Origin of the sequence: Actinoplanes awajinensis subsp. mycoplanecinus (assembly GCF_001509495.1) — a bacterium.
In the GTDB taxonomy this organism is placed as follows: Bacteria; Actinomycetota; Actinomycetes; order Mycobacteriales; family Micromonosporaceae; genus Actinoplanes; species Actinoplanes palleronii.
This window is the reverse complement of record NZ_LLZH01000309.1, coordinates 40,516-56,520: the sequence shown is the minus strand read 5'-3', so window position 1 is coordinate 56,520 and position 16,005 is coordinate 40,516. Positions and strand designations below refer to the sequence as shown.

The following is a 16,005-nucleotide window of genomic DNA, read 5'->3' as shown; positions in this document are numbered from 1 at the left end:
GGGACCACCCACGGGCAATGAAGGGTGCGGCGATCGGTGTGGACGCGCCAGCGGCCAGATCGCCGTGCCCGGCCCCCGCGGGAGCGGCGATCTGCACCCAACGCCCACATAGGACATCGTGTTCTTGAATTTGATCTTCGAAAGCGCGGGCCGCGGCGCCCATCACATACCTCCGATTGCCGCCGCAACGCCGATTTACCGCATCATCGGGGCGCCAGAGGACACATCGGACTATCGGCGATTCGCGCGGGCGGATCCGGCGGACGGTGCGGGCGGATCCGGCGGGCGCGCCAATGAACACATCGGACCGACATGCACGGTGGGTGCATGAATCGACTAGTGAATAAGCGCGCGGAATGCGGATCCTGCGGCGCGGAACGACACGTCAGCCGCAAACAAAAGCACCGGCGGCGGCGGGCGACCCCCATCCCCATAGGCGTCGCCCGCACTAACCGCCGGTCTCGGGTCGCGCCGTCCCCCAACGGCTGATGCCACCCGTCCCCAAACACCGATCCGCGGCGATCATTGCTGATCGACCCGTTCCCCGAACTAACGGCTCGGCGTCCATCGACCACGCTAGTTGGGGCAGTCAAGCCTCACAACCCGTATGCGTGTCGACATCTGTCTCAGGCGTCACAATCGCCAACAACCAACCGATCGGACGATCCGGTTATCACTCGTCCGGACTCCTTCGCACCGGTTGAAATTACGACTCTTACCGAGCGAAGGAAATGATGAGCGTCGAATCAGGGCGATCTTGACGGCGGGTGGCGCGCAGATGAATTCACGGTGATCATGATCGTGTTTTCGCACGTCAGAGCGATCTTGGCGGAGGCCGAGGTGGCTGCGCGACACCGTCGCGAGATATCTTCCGGTCCGAAAATGGGGTAGCGCTTGCGCACGGCACTTCTCGCCGCCGGACTCGCGGCGCGACCATCTTCACCCCACCCGCGGCGGCCACCGCGACCATGCCGAGATCCGGGCCGGCGGTGAGGCCGGGACCGAAGCCGCCGATCGTTTCGGGCCCGGCGGACCGAGCCGCTGAAGCACGGTCAGGTGATCGACTCGGCTCAGGGTGGCGTCGCCGGGATGCACGGGGGGACCGGCAGGCGGTCAGTGGCAGCACCGCCGCGCTGACCGTGCGCGCCACGGACACGGCAGTGGGATCAGGGCGTGCCGTCGCTGACCGGATCGGGCGCGGCGAAGTGCTTGAAGGCCTGCAGGTTGGCCAGGGACTCGCCACGCTTGACCCGCCACTCCCACTCCCGGCGGATCGACGAGCCGAACCCGATCTCCAACATGATGTCGAACGACTCGTCGGAATACGTCAGCACCGCGCCGAGCAGCCGGTCCAGCTCGTCCTCGTCCAGGCCCTTGAGCGACACCCGGCCGGTCAGGTAGATGTCGCCGACCGCGTCGATGGAGAACGACACCCCGTACATCCGGGCGTTGCGGCGCAGCAGCCAGGCCCACAGCTCCTCGCGGCGCTCGTCCGGCTGGCGCATCACGAACGCCTCGATCCGCAGCGCGTGCTCGCCGACGATCAGGTTGCAGGCGGTCTTCAGCTTGTGCGTACCGGGCAGCGTGACCACGTAGGACGTGTCGCCGGTCGGCTCCCACTCCAGCTCACGGTCGTCGAGCACCTTCTCGATCAGTGCGGTCACCATGCGCAGCTCGCCCCCTCCACCCGGGCCGTGATCAGCGCCCGGTGCTCCGTCACCGCGTCACGGTAGACCCGCAGCAGCGTCTCCACGGTCCGATCCCAGGAGAACTGGGAGGCGTGCGCGACCGCGCCGGACGACAGCCGGTGCCGATAGCCGGGCGCGGCCAGCAGCCGGTCCAGCACCCGCGCCCAGTCGGCCGGGTCGTGGCCGTCGATCAGCACGCCGCTCTCGCCGTCGCGGACCGCGGTGACCAGCCCACCGACCGCGGCCGCCACCACCGGCGTGCCGCAGGCCTGCGCCTCCAGCGCGACGAGCCCGAACGACTCGTTGTAGGACGGCACCGCGACCAGGTCGGCGGCCCGGTAGAGGGCGGCCAGGCCGGCGCCGGTCTGCGGGGGCAGGAACACCACCGAGTCGGTGACACCGAGCGAGGCGGCCAGCTCGATCAGCGCGGACGGGCGGTCCAGCCCGCTGCCGCTCGGGCCGCCGCAGATCACCAGGGTGACGTCGCCGGCGCCGCGGGCGCGCATCTCGGCGAGCGCGGAGATCAGCACATCCGGCGCCTTGAGCGGCTGGATCCGGCCGACGAACGCGACGATCCGGCCGTGCTCGGGCAGCCCGAACCGGGCCCGGTCGGCCGGGCCGGGACGGAACCGCTCCAGGTCGACGCCGGGCTGCACCACGCTGACCCGGGCCGGGTCGGCCTGGTAGTGGGTGATCAGGTCCTGCGCCTCGAACCGGGTGTTCGCCACCAGGCGGTCGGACTCGGCGACCACCTGCTCCTCGCCGATCACCCGGGCTTTCGGTTCCGGCCGGTCACCGGCCGCGATCAGCCGGTTCTTCACCTTGGCCAGGGTGTGCGCGGTGTGCACGTGCGGCACGCCCCAGCGCTCCCGGGCCAGCCAGCCGACCTGGCCGGAGAGCCAGTAGTGCGAGTGGATCAGGTCGTAGTGGCCCGGCGGGTGCGCCGCCTCGGCCCGCAGCACACCGGTGGAGAACGCGCAGAGCTGCGAGGACAGCTCCTCCTTGGCCAGGCCCTCGAACGGACCGGCGGTGACGTGCCGGACATGCACGCCGGGCAGCATCTCGACCACCGGGGGCAGGTCGCTGGAGGTGGCCCGGGTGAAGATCTCCACCTCGACGCCGGCCGCGGCGAGCCGCTTGGACACCTCGACGATGTAGACGTTCATCCCACCGGCGTCACCGGTGCCCGGTTGCTCCAGCGGCGACGTGTGCACCGAGACGGTGGCAATGCGCCGTGGGGTGGGCCAGCAGACCTCGGCCACGTTCGTTCCCTCCGCTCGGGGTGCTCCACCGTGAAAGTTACCCACTGGTGAAAGTCGTTGCGCAGTTGTCATCTTCCCCATCGGCGTGGGCTGAACCACTACGCAGCGGCGCGAGGGTGACTCAGGTCATGAGGTTAGATCGGAGCCATGCAGAACATCGCAGTGGTCACCGGGGCTTCCAGCGGAATCGGAGCGGCGACCGCCCGCCGCCTGGCCGGTGAGGGATTCCACGTGGTAGCCGCCGCCCGCCGGGTCGACCGGCTGGACGCGCTGGTCAAGGAGATCGGGAACGCGACGGCTGTCGAGTGCGACGTCACCTCGGACGCGTCGGTGGCCGCGCTGGCCGCCGCGGTGGACGCGCTGGACGGCCGGCTCACTGTGCTGGTCAACAACGCCGGCGGCGCCCGCGGGCTGGACCCGGTCGCGACCGGCTCGGCCGACGACTGGCAGTGGATGTTCGACGTGAACGTGCTGGGCACGCTGCGGGTCACCAAGGCGCTGCTGCCGGCCCTCGAGGCGAGTGGCGCGGGCACGATCGTGACGATCGGGTCGACGGCGGCCTTCACCCCGTACGAGGGTGGTGGGGGTTATGTCGCGGCCAAGCACGCACAGACCGCCCTGGTCGGGACGTTGCGGCTGGAGCTCTCCGGCAAGCCGGTCCGGGTGGTGGAGATCGACCCCGGGATGGTGCGCACCGACGAGTTCGCGCTGAACCGCTTCGACGGCGACGCGGCGAAGGCCGACTCGGTCTACGCCGGGGTCAAGGAGCCCCTGGTGGCCGACGACATCGCGGACATCGTCGCGTTCGCCGCGACCCGGCCGCAGCACGTGAACATCGACCGGCTGGTGGTCCGCCCGATCGCCCAGGCGGCCCAGCACAAGGTGCACCGGGAGCTGTAGCCGGTGAAACCGGTCGGCGCGATCACCCGGGGGACGACGAACCCGAACCGTCTGCGGCGGGTGGACAACTACATCGCGTACCGCTGCGCGGCCCCGCTTCTCGCGGCGGCCGCCCCGCTCGTCGTCGACCTCGGGTACGGCGCGACGCCGGTCACCGCCGTGGAGCTGCGGGGCCGGCTCGCGGCCGCGGTCCGCCCGGACGTCACGGTGGTCGGTCTGGAGATCGATCCGGGCCGGGTCGCGGCGGCGCTGCCGTACGCCGACCCGCCCCGTCTGGAGTTCCGGCGGGGCGGATTCGAGCTGGCCGGGCTGTCCCCGGTGGTGGTGCGCGCGTTCAACGTCCTGCGGCAGTACCCGGAGGACGGAGTGGCCGCGGCCTGGCGGCAGATGACCGCGACCGGCGCGCTGCTGGTCGAGGGCACCTGCGACGAGCTGGGCCGGATCGCCACCTGGGCGGTGATCGAGGACGGCGTGCCGTCGACGCTCACCCTGTCCGCCCGGCTGCCGGCCCTCGAGCATCCGGCGGTCTTCGCCGAGCGGCTGCCCAAGGCGCTGATCCACCACAACGTGCCGGGCCACCCCGTGCACGAGTTGCTGCACGCGCTGGCCCGGGCGTGGGAGACCGAGGCGACCCCGTTCGGACCACGGCAGCGCTGGCCGGCCACGGTTCGCCGGCTGCGCGCCGAGGGCCGGACGGTGCTCGACGGCCCGGCCCGGTGGCGGCTCGGCGAGCTGACCGTGCCCTGGCCGGTCTAGCTCGGGGGCGGGCCGCCTTCTTCGTCGCCGAGGACCTTTTTGAGGGCCGCCAGCAGGGCGTCGGCGGTGAACGGTTTCTTCACCAGCAGGGCGTCCGGACCGACCAGCCCCTTGGCGACCGCGATGTCCTTGGGCAGACCGGAGATGTACACCACGACGAGCTTCGGACGCATCGTGATCAGCGTGGCGGCCAACTCGCCGCCGGATGCCCCGCCGGGCAGCGTCAGGTCGGTGACCAGCGCGTTGATGTCGCCGACGTGGTCCCGGCAGACCGCAATGGCCTCGTCCGGGTCCCCGGCGACCAGGGCCGCGAACCCCCGGCGCTCCAGCATGCGACGCATGATGTCGCGGAGGTCTTCTTCATCGTCGACGACCAGGACGGTCGGCGTTACGGCGACCGGCGCCTCGGACATGGGTCCTCCTCGCGGCTGGGATCGATCTCACGCTAGCCGTCGCGGGCCCCGAAGTGGGGCACTTTGCCGAGCGCTGGCCGGACGGCCGGTTTTCCCGGAAAACCAGGACATTTCCGGATGGGTAAACAGCGACGCCGCGCGACACCTGAGGCGTCGCGCGGCGTGCGGGGCAGGACTCGGTCAGTGCTTCTTCGCGGTGCTCGCGGGGGTCTCGTTCAGGTAGCCGGTGTAGAGGACCTTGTTCGGCGAACCGCTGCCCGGATTGCGGACCAGACCGGTCTCGGCGTGCCCGACCAGGTCGTCACGGACCTGCTGCGGGGTCCAGCCCGGGTGGGCGCCGAGCACCAGAGCGACCGCGCCGGCCACGTGCGGGCTGGCCATCGAGGTGCCGCTCATCACGGTGGTGGCGGTGTTCGACGACCGGGACGCCGACTTGATGTCCACCCCCGGCGCGAACAGGTCGACGCAGCGGCCGAAGTTGGAGAACGAGGCGCGCTTGTCGGCGCTGTCCACGGCGGCCACGGTGATCGCGTTCGCGGTGTCGGCCGGCGAGGACTTGCAGGCGTTCTTCTTCTCGTTGCCGGCCGCGATGGCGTACGTGACACCCTTCGCGATCGACCGGTTCACCGCGTCGTCGAGCGCCTTGCTGACCGGGCCGCCGATGCTCATGTTGGCCACCGCGGGCAGCTTGGCGTTCTCGGTCACCCAGTCGATGCCCGCGACGAAGTCGGAGTACGAACCGGAGCCGTCGCAGCCGAGCACCTTCACGCCGACCAGCTTGACGTCCTTGGCCACGCCGTAGGTGGCGCCGCCGATCGTGCCGGCCACGTGGGTGCCGTGACCGTTGCAGTCGTTCGCGACCTTGTCGCCGTCGACGAAGTCCCAGCCGCTGCTCGCCCGGCCGCCGAACTCCTGGTGGGTGGTGCGGATGCCGGTGTCGATGACGTACGCGGTGACGTCCTTGGCCGACCGGGACGTGTACTTCTTGTCCAGGCTCCGCTCCCGCTGGTCGATCCGGTCCAGGCCCCAGGTGGCGTTGGGCTGGGTGGAGGACATGGCGATCACGGCGTCCTGCTCGACGTACTGCACGGCCGGGTCGGCGGCGAGGCGGGCCGCCTGGGTCGCGGACATCCGGGCGTGGAATCCGCGTACGGTGGCCTGGTAGTTGCCGAGCACCTGACCGCCGTACTCCGAAGTCAGGTCCTGCGAGGCGGAAGCGACCCGCAGCGCGGCGTCGGATCCGGGCTTGAGCACCACGATGTAGCTGTCCGGGATGGCGCCGGCAGCGCCGGCCTCCAGGATCGTCCCGGTCCGCGGCGCCACCGGAGCGGCCGCGGCCGGCCCGGTGAAACCGCAGAGAGAAACGGTGGCGGCGCTCGCGACGGCCGCGAAACGGACGGCCAAGCGACGGGCGTCGGAACCGAACATCAAGTGTCTCCCTCGGTCAGGTGCCTCGGCTCCAGGTGGAATGCCTTGGCGACTTGAGGGAAATCTTCAAGGAGTTGGAGAGCGGGTTCGGGTCACGCCGGGGTGCACAACCGTTGCGCGGATCCGGGCCGGGCCGACCGGCCGTCCGCTGCGGGAGCAACGGCCGAACCCCTAAAGCGTCCTGACCGGGGACCGATCTTCTCGCTGTCAGTACCGCTGCACACCGCCACCGAGCAAGGAGAGCGTTATGACCACCCTGCTGTCGCCCGAGATCGACGTAGTCGGCGAGATGACCGAGCGCTGCGATCGTTGTGGCGCGGCCGCCAAGCTGGAGGTGACCCTGAGCAGCGGCGGCGACCTGGCCTTCTGTGGCCACCACGCGAATCGGATGCATGCCGAGATCTCACGAGTGGCCAGCAAGGTCCGCCTGGAGGAAGGGTTCGGCTGGGCGGGTAAGTAACCACGCGCGCCGCGATATGCTCTTTTCCTCACGTCATGGGGGGATTGGTGCATATCGCGGCACGCGGCGTGGGCACATGGTCCCGGCTGATCGCCGGGAGCGCCGGAGTGACGGTCACCGTCCTCGGACTCCTGAACACGCACACGTCCGACCTCAGCATGCCGGAGGGGCTCACGCCCGCTCCGGCTGTCGCGTTGGCCCCGGCCGGGCTGGCCCTGCTTCTGCAGGTGATCCCGGCGGCCGGCGGGATCACCGACCGGCTGCGCACCGGGGCGGCCGCACTGCTCGCACTGACCTCGGCCGCCCTCGGCGCCACCGCGCTCGACCGGCACCCGGCCGCCGCGGTCGCCACCCTGCTCGCCGGCCTCGCGGTCGCCGGTCTCGACTTGCGGCTGCCGCGCCGGATCCGCGGCACCTCGGTGCGGGTGGCCGACCCGCTCCTGCTCGGCGCGGCCACCGTCGCCCTGGTCGCGCTGGTCCACCGGCTGTTCGCGCCGGCCGTCCCCGGGCAGGGCCCCGCCGGGGGGATGCCGCTCACCCTGGCCGCCGGCCTGCTCACCCTGACTGCCGGCGCGATCCTGGCCCGCCCCGACGCCGGCCCGCTGCGCACCCCGGACCAGTCCGGCCTGGTCGCCGAGCTGCGCGACCGTCAGGACTTCGCCGACAACCTGCTCCAGTCGATGAACGAGGCGGTCATGGTGCTCGACGCCAACTACCGCGTGATCGACGTGAACCGCCGCTGGCGGGAACTCACCGGCCAGCAGGACGACGTGCCGGAACCCCCGCCGCTGCCCCCGCCGGGCGGTGGCGGCGACTGGCTGCTGCACCGCGCCGACGGCACCGAGGTACCGGTCCTGGCCACCATGGCCGCCATCCCGGACGCGGCCGGCGCGCCCCGCGGCTACGTCGCCACCCTCGTCGACATCGCGTCGCGCAAAGAGGCCGAGGTGGCGCTCAGCGAACACGCCGCCGAACTCGAACGCGGCAACGCCGACCTGGCCGCGGCGCTCGCCTTCAAGAACGACCTGACCTCGATGCTGACCCACGACGTGGCCCAGCCGATCAGCTCGATCGCCAGCCTCGCCGAGCTGCTCTGCGCCGACTGGGCCGACCTCCCGGACGACATCCGGCTGGAACTCGCCACCAAGATCGACAAGAACACCCGACGCCTGATCAAGATGATGAACGACCTGCAGCTGCTGTTCCGGCTGGACACCGGCACGGTCACCGCCCGCCGGGTGCCGGTGCCGCTGCTCGAAGTGGTCCGCACGGCCGGCGCCGACACACCCGGCGCCGACCAGATCGAGATCACGATCGATGAGGAGCTGTCCGCGCTGGCCGACCGCGGCCACCTCGCGGTGGTCGTCGAGAACCTCCTGAAGAACGCGATCACCCACGGGGCCGCGCCGATCCGGGTGTCCGCTTCTCATCAGGGCGACGGGACGGTGCTGCTCTGCGTGCAGGACAGCGGCGCGGGCGTGCCGGCGGACCTGCTGCCCGGCCTGTTCGGGCGGTTCATCCGAGGGTCGGGGCTGGGGCTGTTCATCGCCCGGCACCTGGTGGAGGCGAACGGCGGGTCGGTCCGCTACGAGCCCGCCACCCCGCGCGGCGCCCGGCTGCTGGTCACCCTGGAAACCGCGCCCCGCTGACCGCTTCTGGTCACCGCCCCGCCGGCGCGGGACCGCTTTTGGTCATTGCCACACCGCTTTGGTACGCATACGGAGTCCCGTCCGCAGGCTACGAGCCACGTCCCGTGATGGTCTCGCGCAAGACCGCGCCCACTCCCGGCCGAGGCGCGCCTCCCGGCATCGGCTGGCTCTCAAGGGTGCTTCGCACCCCTGAAGACACCCCCGAGAACCAGCCGGGGCCTCGCGCCGGACCGCTTCGCGTGCCCCACGCCGGGCCCGCGTGCAAGTGCGTGGAACTGCGCGGGCGCGGGGCAGCGGGATGCGAGAAGGCCGCCGGCCCTGGGTGGGCGGCGGCCTTTCGGGTTGGGTGGGGTGACCGTCAGTGGTCACGGATGTCGCCCGGAGGGCTTGGCGTTGTGGACGCGTCAGCGGCCAGCCGAGCCCGCAGGGTCCCGGCGGGAGCGGCGGTCTGTACACCAGCGGACGCACGACATCTTGATCTTGATTTTTTGTCAGCCGTTGCCGCGGCCCTCTTCATTGATCATGCCGCTGCCCCAGATGTCGCCGGCGGTGGTGTGGCCGCCCATCCGGGCGGAGCCGGCCACCGCGCCGGTGTCCCAGCCCGCGCCCGGATGCGGAGCGGACTCCGGTGAGCCGAGGCTCGGCGGGGTGGCCTGGGTGGCCGGTGGGTGCTTGTGGGCGCGGGCCGCGACCGAGGCCGGTGAGGCGAAGTCGGCGCCCCGGCCGAACAGCGAGCTCGCCGGGGTGGGGAAGAGTTTGGTGCTGGCGCCGGTGGGCATCGGGCGGCCGCCGAGGACGCCGCTCTCGATCAGGCCCTTGAAGGTGGTCAGGTCGGCTTTGAGCCTGCGGTTCAACGACTCCTGGCCGTGCCGGTCGCTGGGCATGAGGAACGCGATGTCCGCCTCGAGCTGGGCGACGATCTGGGTCTTCGTCTCGCCCATCGGGCGCAGCGTCAGGGTCTCGGCGAGCAGCGGTCCCTCCATGGTCGACCAGGAGACCCGCTCGTCCGGTGATCGTTCGATGATCTGCGCGTCGAACTCCCGGCGCTTGCCGTCCACATCCATGATCCAGTGTGTCTGGTCCGCTCCGATGGTGGTCACCTGACGGACCCCGGTCATGAACCTCGGGTAGTTCTCGAACGCGGCGAGTTGCTCGTACACCGTGTGCAGCGGTGCACTCACCTCGATGGCCTGCTGAACCATACTCATCGCATCTCTCCCATGCTGAAGTGCTGGCATGACAGAGAGTACGGAGACGAGTGCGACCCGTGTTCGCTTTCGCTCAGACCCGCCGGAGGTACTGCCAGCCGCCCACCTCGGCCGCGTACCGGGCGTCACTCGCCGGGACGAGGGACACCGAGGCGTCCCGCAACTGGGCCACCAGACGCGGGGACGGGCTGCGCCACGCCTCACTGATCTCGACCAGGGTGCCGGTGGTCCGGCAGGCCGAGGCCAGGTCGGCCAGCAGCGCCGGGGAGACCGCGGTGTCGTCCACGCCGGCCTGCGCCAGCAGCGCGAGGGGGCGGGCCAGCTGGGTGGGCACGTACCGGCAGGCCCGCTCCAGGCCCTGCACGGTCGCCGCGACCAGCAGCTCGGCCACCTGCTCGGCGGTCAGCTCACCGGCCGCCACCCGGGTCCGGATCGCCCGGGCGTCCAGGAGCTCGTCACCGTACGGCAGCGCGGAGATCGCCACCGACAGCGCGTCGAGCTGGGTCAGGTCGGCGGGCAGCGCCAGCCAGCCGTCCGGGCGGACCACCTCGACCTCGGCGGCCACCCGCAGCGTCATCTCGGTACGGTGCCGGGCGCGGCGCACGGCGTCGGCGTACGCGGACAGCCAGGTGGTCTCCGGCCCGGCCTGGTCGGCGAAGGTGAGCGCGGTCAGGCCGGCCCGATCGGCGGCCGAGACCACCACGCCGACGGCATCCCGACCGGCCGAGAAGCCGGTGTGCACGTGGGCATCCACTGTCAGATCAAGCGGCCCCGCGGTTCCTACCGCTCCGCCGCCGATGACTGATTCCCGCTCTGCGCCCACGATCGCTCCCCGGACTGAAAGCGCGGGATTCTCCCGCCCACCGAGAAGACTGCGGGTCGCGCGTTGTCTCCGGGGTCAGCCGCCGGTGCAGGTGAGGAGCGTACGTCCGCCGGACGAGCAGAAACGGGCATCCGAGATTCGGATGCCCGTTCCGGGGTTCACTCCTGCGGCCGGCTCTCCGGCTTCTCCAGCATCGCGGTCACCGCGGTCACCGCGGCGTCGTCGGGTGACGCGGCGGCCCGGTTCGCCTCCTGCAACTCCCGATACACCTCCTCGCGGTGCACCTGGACGTGTCGCGGGGCCTGGATGCCCAGCCGGATGACGTCGCCGCGGGCTTCCAGCACGGTGATCACGACGTCGTCGCCGATCATCACGCTCTCTCCGGCCCGTCTGGTCAGCACAAGCATCGGCGCTCTCCTTCTCCATCCATGGAACGGACAGCATTTTTACTTCCTCGAGCGGACAGCATGGCAAAGGCGCGGCCGCGATACACCGCGACCGCGCCCGTGCTTACGGCTCAGAAGGCCCGGTTCATGATCGCCCGGACGGGGTAGCCCGAGCCGGTGAGGATGGTCTGCACGGCCCGCATGCTGTCCCGGTCCACCACGATCGGAGCGAGGAGGTTCGCGGTGGTGTCCTCCTTGCTCGCGGTGATGATGGTCAGCAGCAGCACGCGGTCGGCGTCCTTGGTGTTCAGCGCGGCGAACACCGACTCGTCGATCTCCGGGGCGTAGTCCGGGAAGAACGGCTCCGGCGGCGCCACCAGGAACCGGAGTTCCGGGTTGTCGAGCGAGGTGAGGGCGTAGAGCAGACCGTCGTCGTTCAGTCGCACCAGGACGAATTCCTTGTGCGCCGGGAACCCGGGCATAGGCACCGCCATCGAGATGGTCGGCAGGCCCAGCGACGGGTCGGTCATGGTGGCCTCGATCGGTCGGGACATGGTGCGAGTAGTCATGGTCACCTCAGGAAATCGATGAGCGAGGGCTGGATCACCTTGGCCGTGGCGGCCAGGGCGGCCTGATACGAGGTCTGCTGGAGCTGCAATTCCATGATCGCCTTAGGCAGGTCGACATCCTCGATATCGGACAACTGCGACGACACGGACATCAAGCGATCCTCAGCGGACTGCTTCATCTGGGTAACCCGATTATATCGGGCACCTACGTCCGAAAGAGTGGATTTCACGAGATCAGACGCGTTATCGATGTTCTGTAGGCCCGAGTCCAGCGCGTCCATATCGCCGGACCGCATCGCCGCGATGACGTCGTCCAACGCTCGGAACATCTGGGCCGGGTTGTCCACCATGTTGCCGTTCTCGTCGGTCACCTGATCGGCGCCGAACACCTCCGGGCCGCGCACGTCGACCCGCACCTTCGCGTTCGGCCCGATCGCCCGGACCGTCTCGCCGGCCTCCTCCCCGGTGTACTTGCCCGCGTCGTCGTACGCCGCGGTGTCCGGTGTGGACCCGCCGAACACCGGCCGGTCCAGATATCGGGAGTTGGCGAACTGGACCAGGTTGCCCTTGATCTCCTCGAGCTGCTCGGCCCGCGCCCGGTTCGCCTCCGGGGTGGCCTGCGCGCCGTTGCGCGCCTCGAGCGTCAGGTTGCGGGCCACGGTCAGCAGCTCCACCGACGACTGCAGGTTGTCCTGCGCGACGCCGAGCCGGCCGACCGCGTCGTCGGCGTTCGCCGAGTACTTCTTGTTCGCCCGGACCTCGCCGCGCAGTTGCAGCGCGGTGACCGTGCCGGTCGGCGAGTCGGACGGGCGTTTCAGCTGCTTGCCGCTGGAGATCTGGTCCATCGCCGTCTGGGTCCGGCCGAGGTTGCGCTGCAAACTGGCCATCGCCCGGTTGCGCATACCGCTGTCGGTGATCCGTGGACTGGTCATACCGTGCCCCCTTACCTACCGACCAGGCCGGTTCGGTTGATCAACTGGTCGAGCATCGAGTCGATGGTGGTGAGCACCCGGCTGGCCGCCTCGTACCCGCGCTGGTAGGTGAGCAGGTGGGTCATCTCCTCGTCGAGGTTGACCCCGGACTCGGCGTCGCGTGCCGAGTCCACCTGATCGGTCACCGCGTTCTGCACGTCGCGGCGGCGGGTCGCGGCCTGGGACGAGACACCCAGCTCGCCGATCATCGACTTGTACTCGGTGTCCGCGCCGGTCCGGGACTCGGCCAGTTCGGCGATCGTGTCCGCCAGGTTCCCGTCGAGCACCTTGGGCGCCCCGGTCGGGAAGTCGGCGGTGGGCGCGCCGGTCGGGTCGCCGGACGAGATCGCCACCTGGGTCGGGTTGGTCACCGCCACCTTGATCTGCGCGGCCGTGACGTCGTCCTCGAGCCCGGTGTCGTTGCGGACGAAGAACGGCGCGCCGGTCGTGCCGTCGATCGCGTAGCCCTTCTCGTAGATCGCGTTGACGTTCTTGGCCAGCGTGCCCGCCACCACGTCCAGCTTCTTGGTCATGGTGTCCAGCACGCCGTCCTTGGCGAGCAGTTCCATCGTGGCGCCCATCGTGCCGCCGGCGGTGACCGCGGTCTTGGTGTCCGCGAAGCGCAGGTTGACCTCGCTGCTGGCCAGGTCCTCCAGCCGGGTGGCACTGCCCTTCTCGATCTCGATGGCCCGGGTGCTGAACCCGGTGACCAGCGGGGCACTGCCGACGAAGACGTTGATCACGCCGTTCGGCAGGTCGGTGGCGGACGCGCCGACCAGCTCGGACAGCTTGAGGATCTGGGTGGCCCGCTGGTCCTGGAGCTCGTTCGCGCCCAGACCGGCCGCCTGGGCGACGGAGATCTGGTTGTTCAGCTTGGCCACCGACTCGGCCGCCTTGTTCACCTCGTCCACATAGGTGTCCAGGCCGGTCCGCGCGGACTTGTACTGGTTGTTCAGCGAGGCGGCCGCGTCGTTGAGCGTCGAGGCCACCGTGGTCGCCTGCTCCAGCAGCGCCGATTTGGCGGACAGGTCGCTCGGGTTGGCGGCGGCCGCGTTCCAGCCGTCCCACATGTCCGCGAGGCGCCCCTGCAGAGCGGTGTCGCTCGGCTCGGCGAACACGTCCTCGATCAGGTTGTACGCCCCGGCCCGGGTGTTGTGGTACGCCGAACTCGCGTGCTCGGAGTAGCTGCGCTGGTCGAGTGCCGCGTTGCGGAGCCGGTCCACCGACGCGACGTTGACGCCGCCGGCGAGGTCGTTGGTGGTGGAGTAGATGCCCGGGTTCGTGTTGGTGTTCTGCGCCGCCAGCACCACGCGTTGCCGGGTGTAACCCTCGGTGTTCGCGTTGGCGATGTTCTGGCCGGTGACCTCCAGGCCGCGACGCTGCGCGTACAGGGAGGTCAGTGCGGTGTTGAGTCCGCTGAATGTGCTGCCCATCAGATCGCCTCATCAACGAGGGTGGGGCGGCGTGCGCCGCCGGTGACGGTCTGGCCCTGCGGCCCGTACGTTTCCACAGTCTCGGCGAACACGAGCATGGTTTCGCGAGCCGCCCGCTGCCCCGCCGTGAGCAGTTCGCGGTTGACGTCGGCCAGGGCCCGGATCTCCGACGTCAGTAACAGGAACGCCTTGCGGTGCTGATGCAGCAGATCCGACCAGGGGTCCGGCGCGGCGTCGGCCAGCTCGCCGAGCGACGCCTCCGGGGAGAGGCCGAGTTCGGCGGCGACCTCCTGGGCGTACGCCGCCCGGATGACCTCGGTCTGCCGGATCTGATCCAGCACCACCTCCACCTCACGGGTGGCGTGGCTGAGCCAGCGCGATCGATTGGCCGCGAGGAGCAACTGCTCCTCCTCAAGCTTGAACAGCAGCATCTCCAGCAGCTCGCGAGAGCGCCACAGGACGCTGGCCAGGTCGGTCAGACTCACCCGGTCCTCCGTCGTTTCGCTGGTCGGGCTGCACCCAATCGGCAACCCGCTCATTCGGACAGGTCGGCATGTTCACGGTGCCGCTGAGCACTTTCTCCCAATCGGCATTCATCTGGGTTGCACCGATAAGCCGGAAGAATTCTCGGAGAATCCTCAGAGCAGTCTGGCCACCGGCCGAAGGTAACTGCGTAACACCACGGCTCATGGATGGGCCGGCTCGAGACCCCACTCAAGGAGGAAACACTCATGGGTCTTCGCATCAATCAGAACATCGCCGCGCAGAACGCCTACCGGAACCTGTCGGTCACCGACGGGCAGATGTCGAAGTCGCTGGAGAAGCTGTCCAGTGGTTTCCGCATCAACCGGGCCGCGGACGACGCGGCCGGCCTGTCGATCTCCGAGGGTCTGCGGGCGCAGACCGGCGGCCTCAAGGTGGCGGTCCGCAACGCCCAGGACGCCATCAGCGTCGTGCAGACCGCTGAAGGCGCCCTGAACGAGACCACCAGCATGCTGCAGCGCATGCGTGACCTCTCGGTCCAGGCCAACAACGCGTCGCTCGACGACGACGCGAAGAAGGCGGCGTCGGCCGAGTTCAACAGCCTCGCGTCGGAGATCGACCGGGTCAGCGACACCACCGCGTTCGGTAAGTCGAAGCTGCTCGACGGCTCCTTCGGCACCACCGGCGAGCTCGCCGGCGCGGCGATCCCGGCCAACGCCGACGGCACCACGGCGGTCCCCGCGGCCTCCGGCGCCATGTCGATCACCAAGCTCAACGGGCAGACGCTCGCCACCCAGATCGACATCTCCTCGGTCACGCTGACCGACGACAGCGGCAAGCAGCTCTCCGCGCAGGCCTCGGCCTCCAAGATTCAGGACGCGGTCACCGCCGCCCTGAAGAAGAACGGGCACTCCGACGTCGACATCAGCATCACCGCTGAGGTCGACAAGGACAACAACGTCACGTTCAAGGCGCAGAGCGGCTCGCAGTTCACCGCCGACTTCGGCGCCACCGGCATCACCGGAACCTCGGCGAAGCCGACCACCACGGTCCCGACGAACGGCGCCTTCCAGATCGGCGCCAACTCGGGCGAGACGCTGAACGTCGCGATCGGCGCCGTCAACTCGAAGACGCTGGGTCTCAACAACCTCGACCTGACCCGGGTCGCCGACCCGGCTGCCGGCATCGAGTCCGGCGCCTCCGAGGCGATCAAGGCGCTCGACACCGCCATCCAGTCGGTGTCCGACACCCGGGCGAAGCTCGGTGCGCACCAGAACCGCTTCGAGCACACCATCAACAACCTGAACACCGCCGTGGAGAACCTGTCCGCGTCGGAGTCCCGCATCCGGGACACCGACATGGCGCAGGAGATGGTCTCCTTCACCCGGAACCAGATCCTGACCCAGGCCGGCACCTCGATGCTGTCGCAGGCGAACCAGTCCGCGCAGAACGTGCTGTCGCTGCTCCGCTGACCGGCGACCGCAACCGGATAGCTACCGGTAGCGGCTGAATTCGATCAGCGAACGGCCGAATAGGTGGGGGTAGCCAGGCAGATCAGCCGGCTATCCCCACTTCG

General features: G+C 69.9%; 16 protein-coding genes. 5 read left to right on the top strand and 11 right to left on the bottom strand.

All coding sequences use genetic code 11. The features are described 5' to 3' along the window. Positions 1 to 1,166: 1,166 nt before the first annotated feature. On the bottom strand, positions 1,167 to 1,667 hold the full coding sequence (locus ADL15_RS39415) for a type III secretion system chaperone family protein (RefSeq protein WP_067702781.1): 501 nt from the start codon (positions 1,665 to 1,667) through the stop codon (positions 1,167 to 1,169). After that, positions 1,661 to 2,995 (bottom strand): D-inositol-3-phosphate glycosyltransferase, encoded by a 1,335-nt coding sequence (gene mshA / locus ADL15_RS39410; protein WP_449369312.1) that lies wholly within the window; start codon positions 2,993 to 2,995, stop codon positions 1,661 to 1,663. The genes ADL15_RS39415 and mshA overlap by 7 nt, the downstream gene beginning before the upstream one ends. Before the next feature lie 102 nt (positions 2,996 to 3,097). Between mshA and ADL15_RS39405 the strand changes: the two genes are divergently transcribed. Next, positions 3,098 to 3,850 carry an SDR family NAD(P)-dependent oxidoreductase gene (locus ADL15_RS39405; protein WP_067702775.1) on the top strand — a complete coding sequence of 251 codons (753 nt, stop codon included), beginning with the start codon at positions 3,098 to 3,100 and terminating at the stop codon, positions 3,848 to 3,850. Positions 3,851 to 3,853: 3 nt separating this feature from the next. Then, entirely contained in the window at positions 3,854 to 4,606 is a 753-nt protein-coding gene (locus ADL15_RS39400; protein ID WP_067702772.1) for a methylase, read from the top strand. Here ADL15_RS39400 and ADL15_RS39395 read toward each other — a convergent pair. Next, the gene (locus ADL15_RS39395; protein WP_067702769.1) at positions 4,603 to 5,019 is read right to left on the bottom strand and encodes a response regulator; all 417 of its coding nucleotides are present in this window, start codon (positions 5,017 to 5,019) and stop codon (positions 4,603 to 4,605) included. The two genes, ADL15_RS39400 and ADL15_RS39395, sit on opposite strands and share 4 nt — an antisense overlap. 180 nt (positions 5,020 to 5,199) lie before the next feature. Further along, complete coding sequence (locus ADL15_RS39390; RefSeq protein WP_067702765.1) at positions 5,200 to 6,447, bottom strand: S8 family peptidase; 1,248 nt, start codon at positions 6,445 to 6,447, stop codon at positions 5,200 to 5,202. 247 nt (positions 6,448 to 6,694) lie between these two features. Here ADL15_RS39390 and ADL15_RS39385 point away from each other — a divergent pair, with 247 nt between their 5' ends. Both ADL15_RS39385 and ADL15_RS39380 read left to right on the top strand, forming a co-directional pair. Then, positions 6,695 to 6,907 (top strand): DUF7455 domain-containing protein, encoded by a 213-nt coding sequence (locus ADL15_RS39385; RefSeq protein ID WP_067702762.1) that lies wholly within the window; start codon positions 6,695 to 6,697, stop codon positions 6,905 to 6,907. A gap of 68 nt (positions 6,908 to 6,975) precedes the next feature. Next, positions 6,976 to 8,556, top strand: coding sequence for a sensor histidine kinase (locus ADL15_RS39380; protein WP_067702758.1), 1,581 nt, complete (start codon positions 6,976 to 6,978; stop codon positions 8,554 to 8,556). Positions 8,557 to 9,047: 491 nt separating this feature from the next. On the opposite strand, the gene ADL15_RS39375 is transcribed toward ADL15_RS39380, so the two are convergent. The 7 genes from ADL15_RS39375 to ADL15_RS39345 all read right to left on the bottom strand — a co-directional run bounded on the left by ADL15_RS39375 (position 9,048) and on the right by ADL15_RS39345 (position 14,431). Beyond that, positions 9,048 to 9,764 carry an SRPBCC family protein gene (locus ADL15_RS39375; protein WP_232344833.1) on the bottom strand — a complete coding sequence of 239 codons (717 nt, stop codon included), beginning with the start codon at positions 9,762 to 9,764 and terminating at the stop codon, positions 9,048 to 9,050. A 73-nt stretch (positions 9,765 to 9,837) separates the two neighbouring features. Further along, positions 9,838 to 10,518: a hydrolase gene (locus ADL15_RS39370; RefSeq protein ID WP_232344832.1), complete on the bottom strand. Its 681-nt coding sequence runs from the start codon at positions 10,516 to 10,518 to the stop codon at positions 9,838 to 9,840. Between the two features lie 227 nt (positions 10,519 to 10,745). Next, positions 10,746 to 10,994 carry a carbon storage regulator CsrA gene (gene csrA / locus ADL15_RS56685; protein WP_067702749.1) on the bottom strand — a complete coding sequence of 83 codons (249 nt, stop codon included), beginning with the start codon at positions 10,992 to 10,994 and terminating at the stop codon, positions 10,746 to 10,748. Positions 10,995 to 11,104: 110 nt separating this feature from the next. Next, complete coding sequence (locus tag ADL15_RS39360; RefSeq protein WP_067702746.1) at positions 11,105 to 11,542, bottom strand: flagellar assembly protein FliW; 438 nt, start codon at positions 11,540 to 11,542, stop codon at positions 11,105 to 11,107. Between the two features lie 2 nt (positions 11,543 to 11,544). Continuing rightward, positions 11,545 to 12,474 carry a flagellin N-terminal helical domain-containing protein gene (locus tag ADL15_RS39355; protein ID WP_067702743.1) on the bottom strand — a complete coding sequence of 310 codons (930 nt, stop codon included), beginning with the start codon at positions 12,472 to 12,474 and terminating at the stop codon, positions 11,545 to 11,547. Positions 12,475 to 12,485: 11 nt separating this feature from the next. After that, the gene (flgK, locus tag ADL15_RS39350; RefSeq protein WP_067702741.1) at positions 12,486 to 13,946 is read right to left on the bottom strand and encodes a flagellar hook-associated protein FlgK; all 1,461 of its coding nucleotides are present in this window, start codon (positions 13,944 to 13,946) and stop codon (positions 12,486 to 12,488) included. Then, complete coding sequence (locus ADL15_RS39345; protein WP_067702737.1) at positions 13,946 to 14,431, bottom strand: flagellar protein FlgN; 486 nt, start codon at positions 14,429 to 14,431, stop codon at positions 13,946 to 13,948. The genes flgK and ADL15_RS39345 overlap by 1 nt, the downstream gene beginning before the upstream one ends. Before the next feature lie 246 nt (positions 14,432 to 14,677). Between ADL15_RS39345 and ADL15_RS39340 the strand changes: the two genes are divergently transcribed. Next, positions 14,678 to 15,901: a flagellin N-terminal helical domain-containing protein gene (locus tag ADL15_RS39340; RefSeq protein ID WP_067702734.1), complete on the top strand. Its 1,224-nt coding sequence runs from the start codon at positions 14,678 to 14,680 to the stop codon at positions 15,899 to 15,901. Positions 15,902 to 16,005: the final 104 nt, after the last annotated feature.

What these genes read in the sequence shown, in the direction of transcription:
- ADL15_RS39415 (WP_067702781.1), bottom strand. Translation starts at nt 1,667, where the DNA reads ATGGTGACCGCACTGATCGAGAAGGTGCTCGACGACCGTGAGCTGGAG.
- ADL15_RS39405 (WP_067702775.1), top strand. Translation starts at nt 3,098, where the DNA reads ATGCAGAACATCGCAGTGGTCACCGGGGCTTCCAGCGGAATCGGAGCG.
- ADL15_RS39395 (WP_067702769.1), bottom strand. Translation starts at nt 5,019, where the DNA reads ATGTCCGAGGCGCCGGTCGCCGTAACGCCGACCGTCCTGGTCGTCGAC.
- ADL15_RS39390 (WP_067702765.1), bottom strand. Translation starts at nt 6,447, where the DNA reads ATGTTCGGTTCCGACGCCCGTCGCTTGGCCGTCCGTTTCGCGGCCGTC.
- ADL15_RS39385 (WP_067702762.1), top strand. Translation starts at nt 6,695, where the DNA reads ATGACCACCCTGCTGTCGCCCGAGATCGACGTAGTCGGCGAGATGACC.
- ADL15_RS39375 (WP_232344833.1), bottom strand. Translation starts at nt 9,764, where the DNA reads ATGAGTATGGTTCAGCAGGCCATCGAGGTGAGTGCACCGCTGCACACG.
- csrA (WP_067702749.1), bottom strand. Translation starts at nt 10,994, where the DNA reads ATGCTTGTGCTGACCAGACGGGCCGGAGAGAGCGTGATGATCGGCGAC.
- ADL15_RS39360 (WP_067702746.1), bottom strand. Translation starts at nt 11,542, where the DNA reads ATGACTACTCGCACCATGTCCCGACCGATCGAGGCCACCATGACCGAC.
- ADL15_RS39355 (WP_067702743.1), bottom strand. Translation starts at nt 12,474, where the DNA reads ATGACCAGTCCACGGATCACCGACAGCGGTATGCGCAACCGGGCGATG.
- flgK (WP_067702741.1), bottom strand. Translation starts at nt 13,946, where the DNA reads ATGGGCAGCACATTCAGCGGACTCAACACCGCACTGACCTCCCTGTAC.
- ADL15_RS39340 (WP_067702734.1), top strand. Translation starts at nt 14,678, where the DNA reads ATGGGTCTTCGCATCAATCAGAACATCGCCGCGCAGAACGCCTACCGG.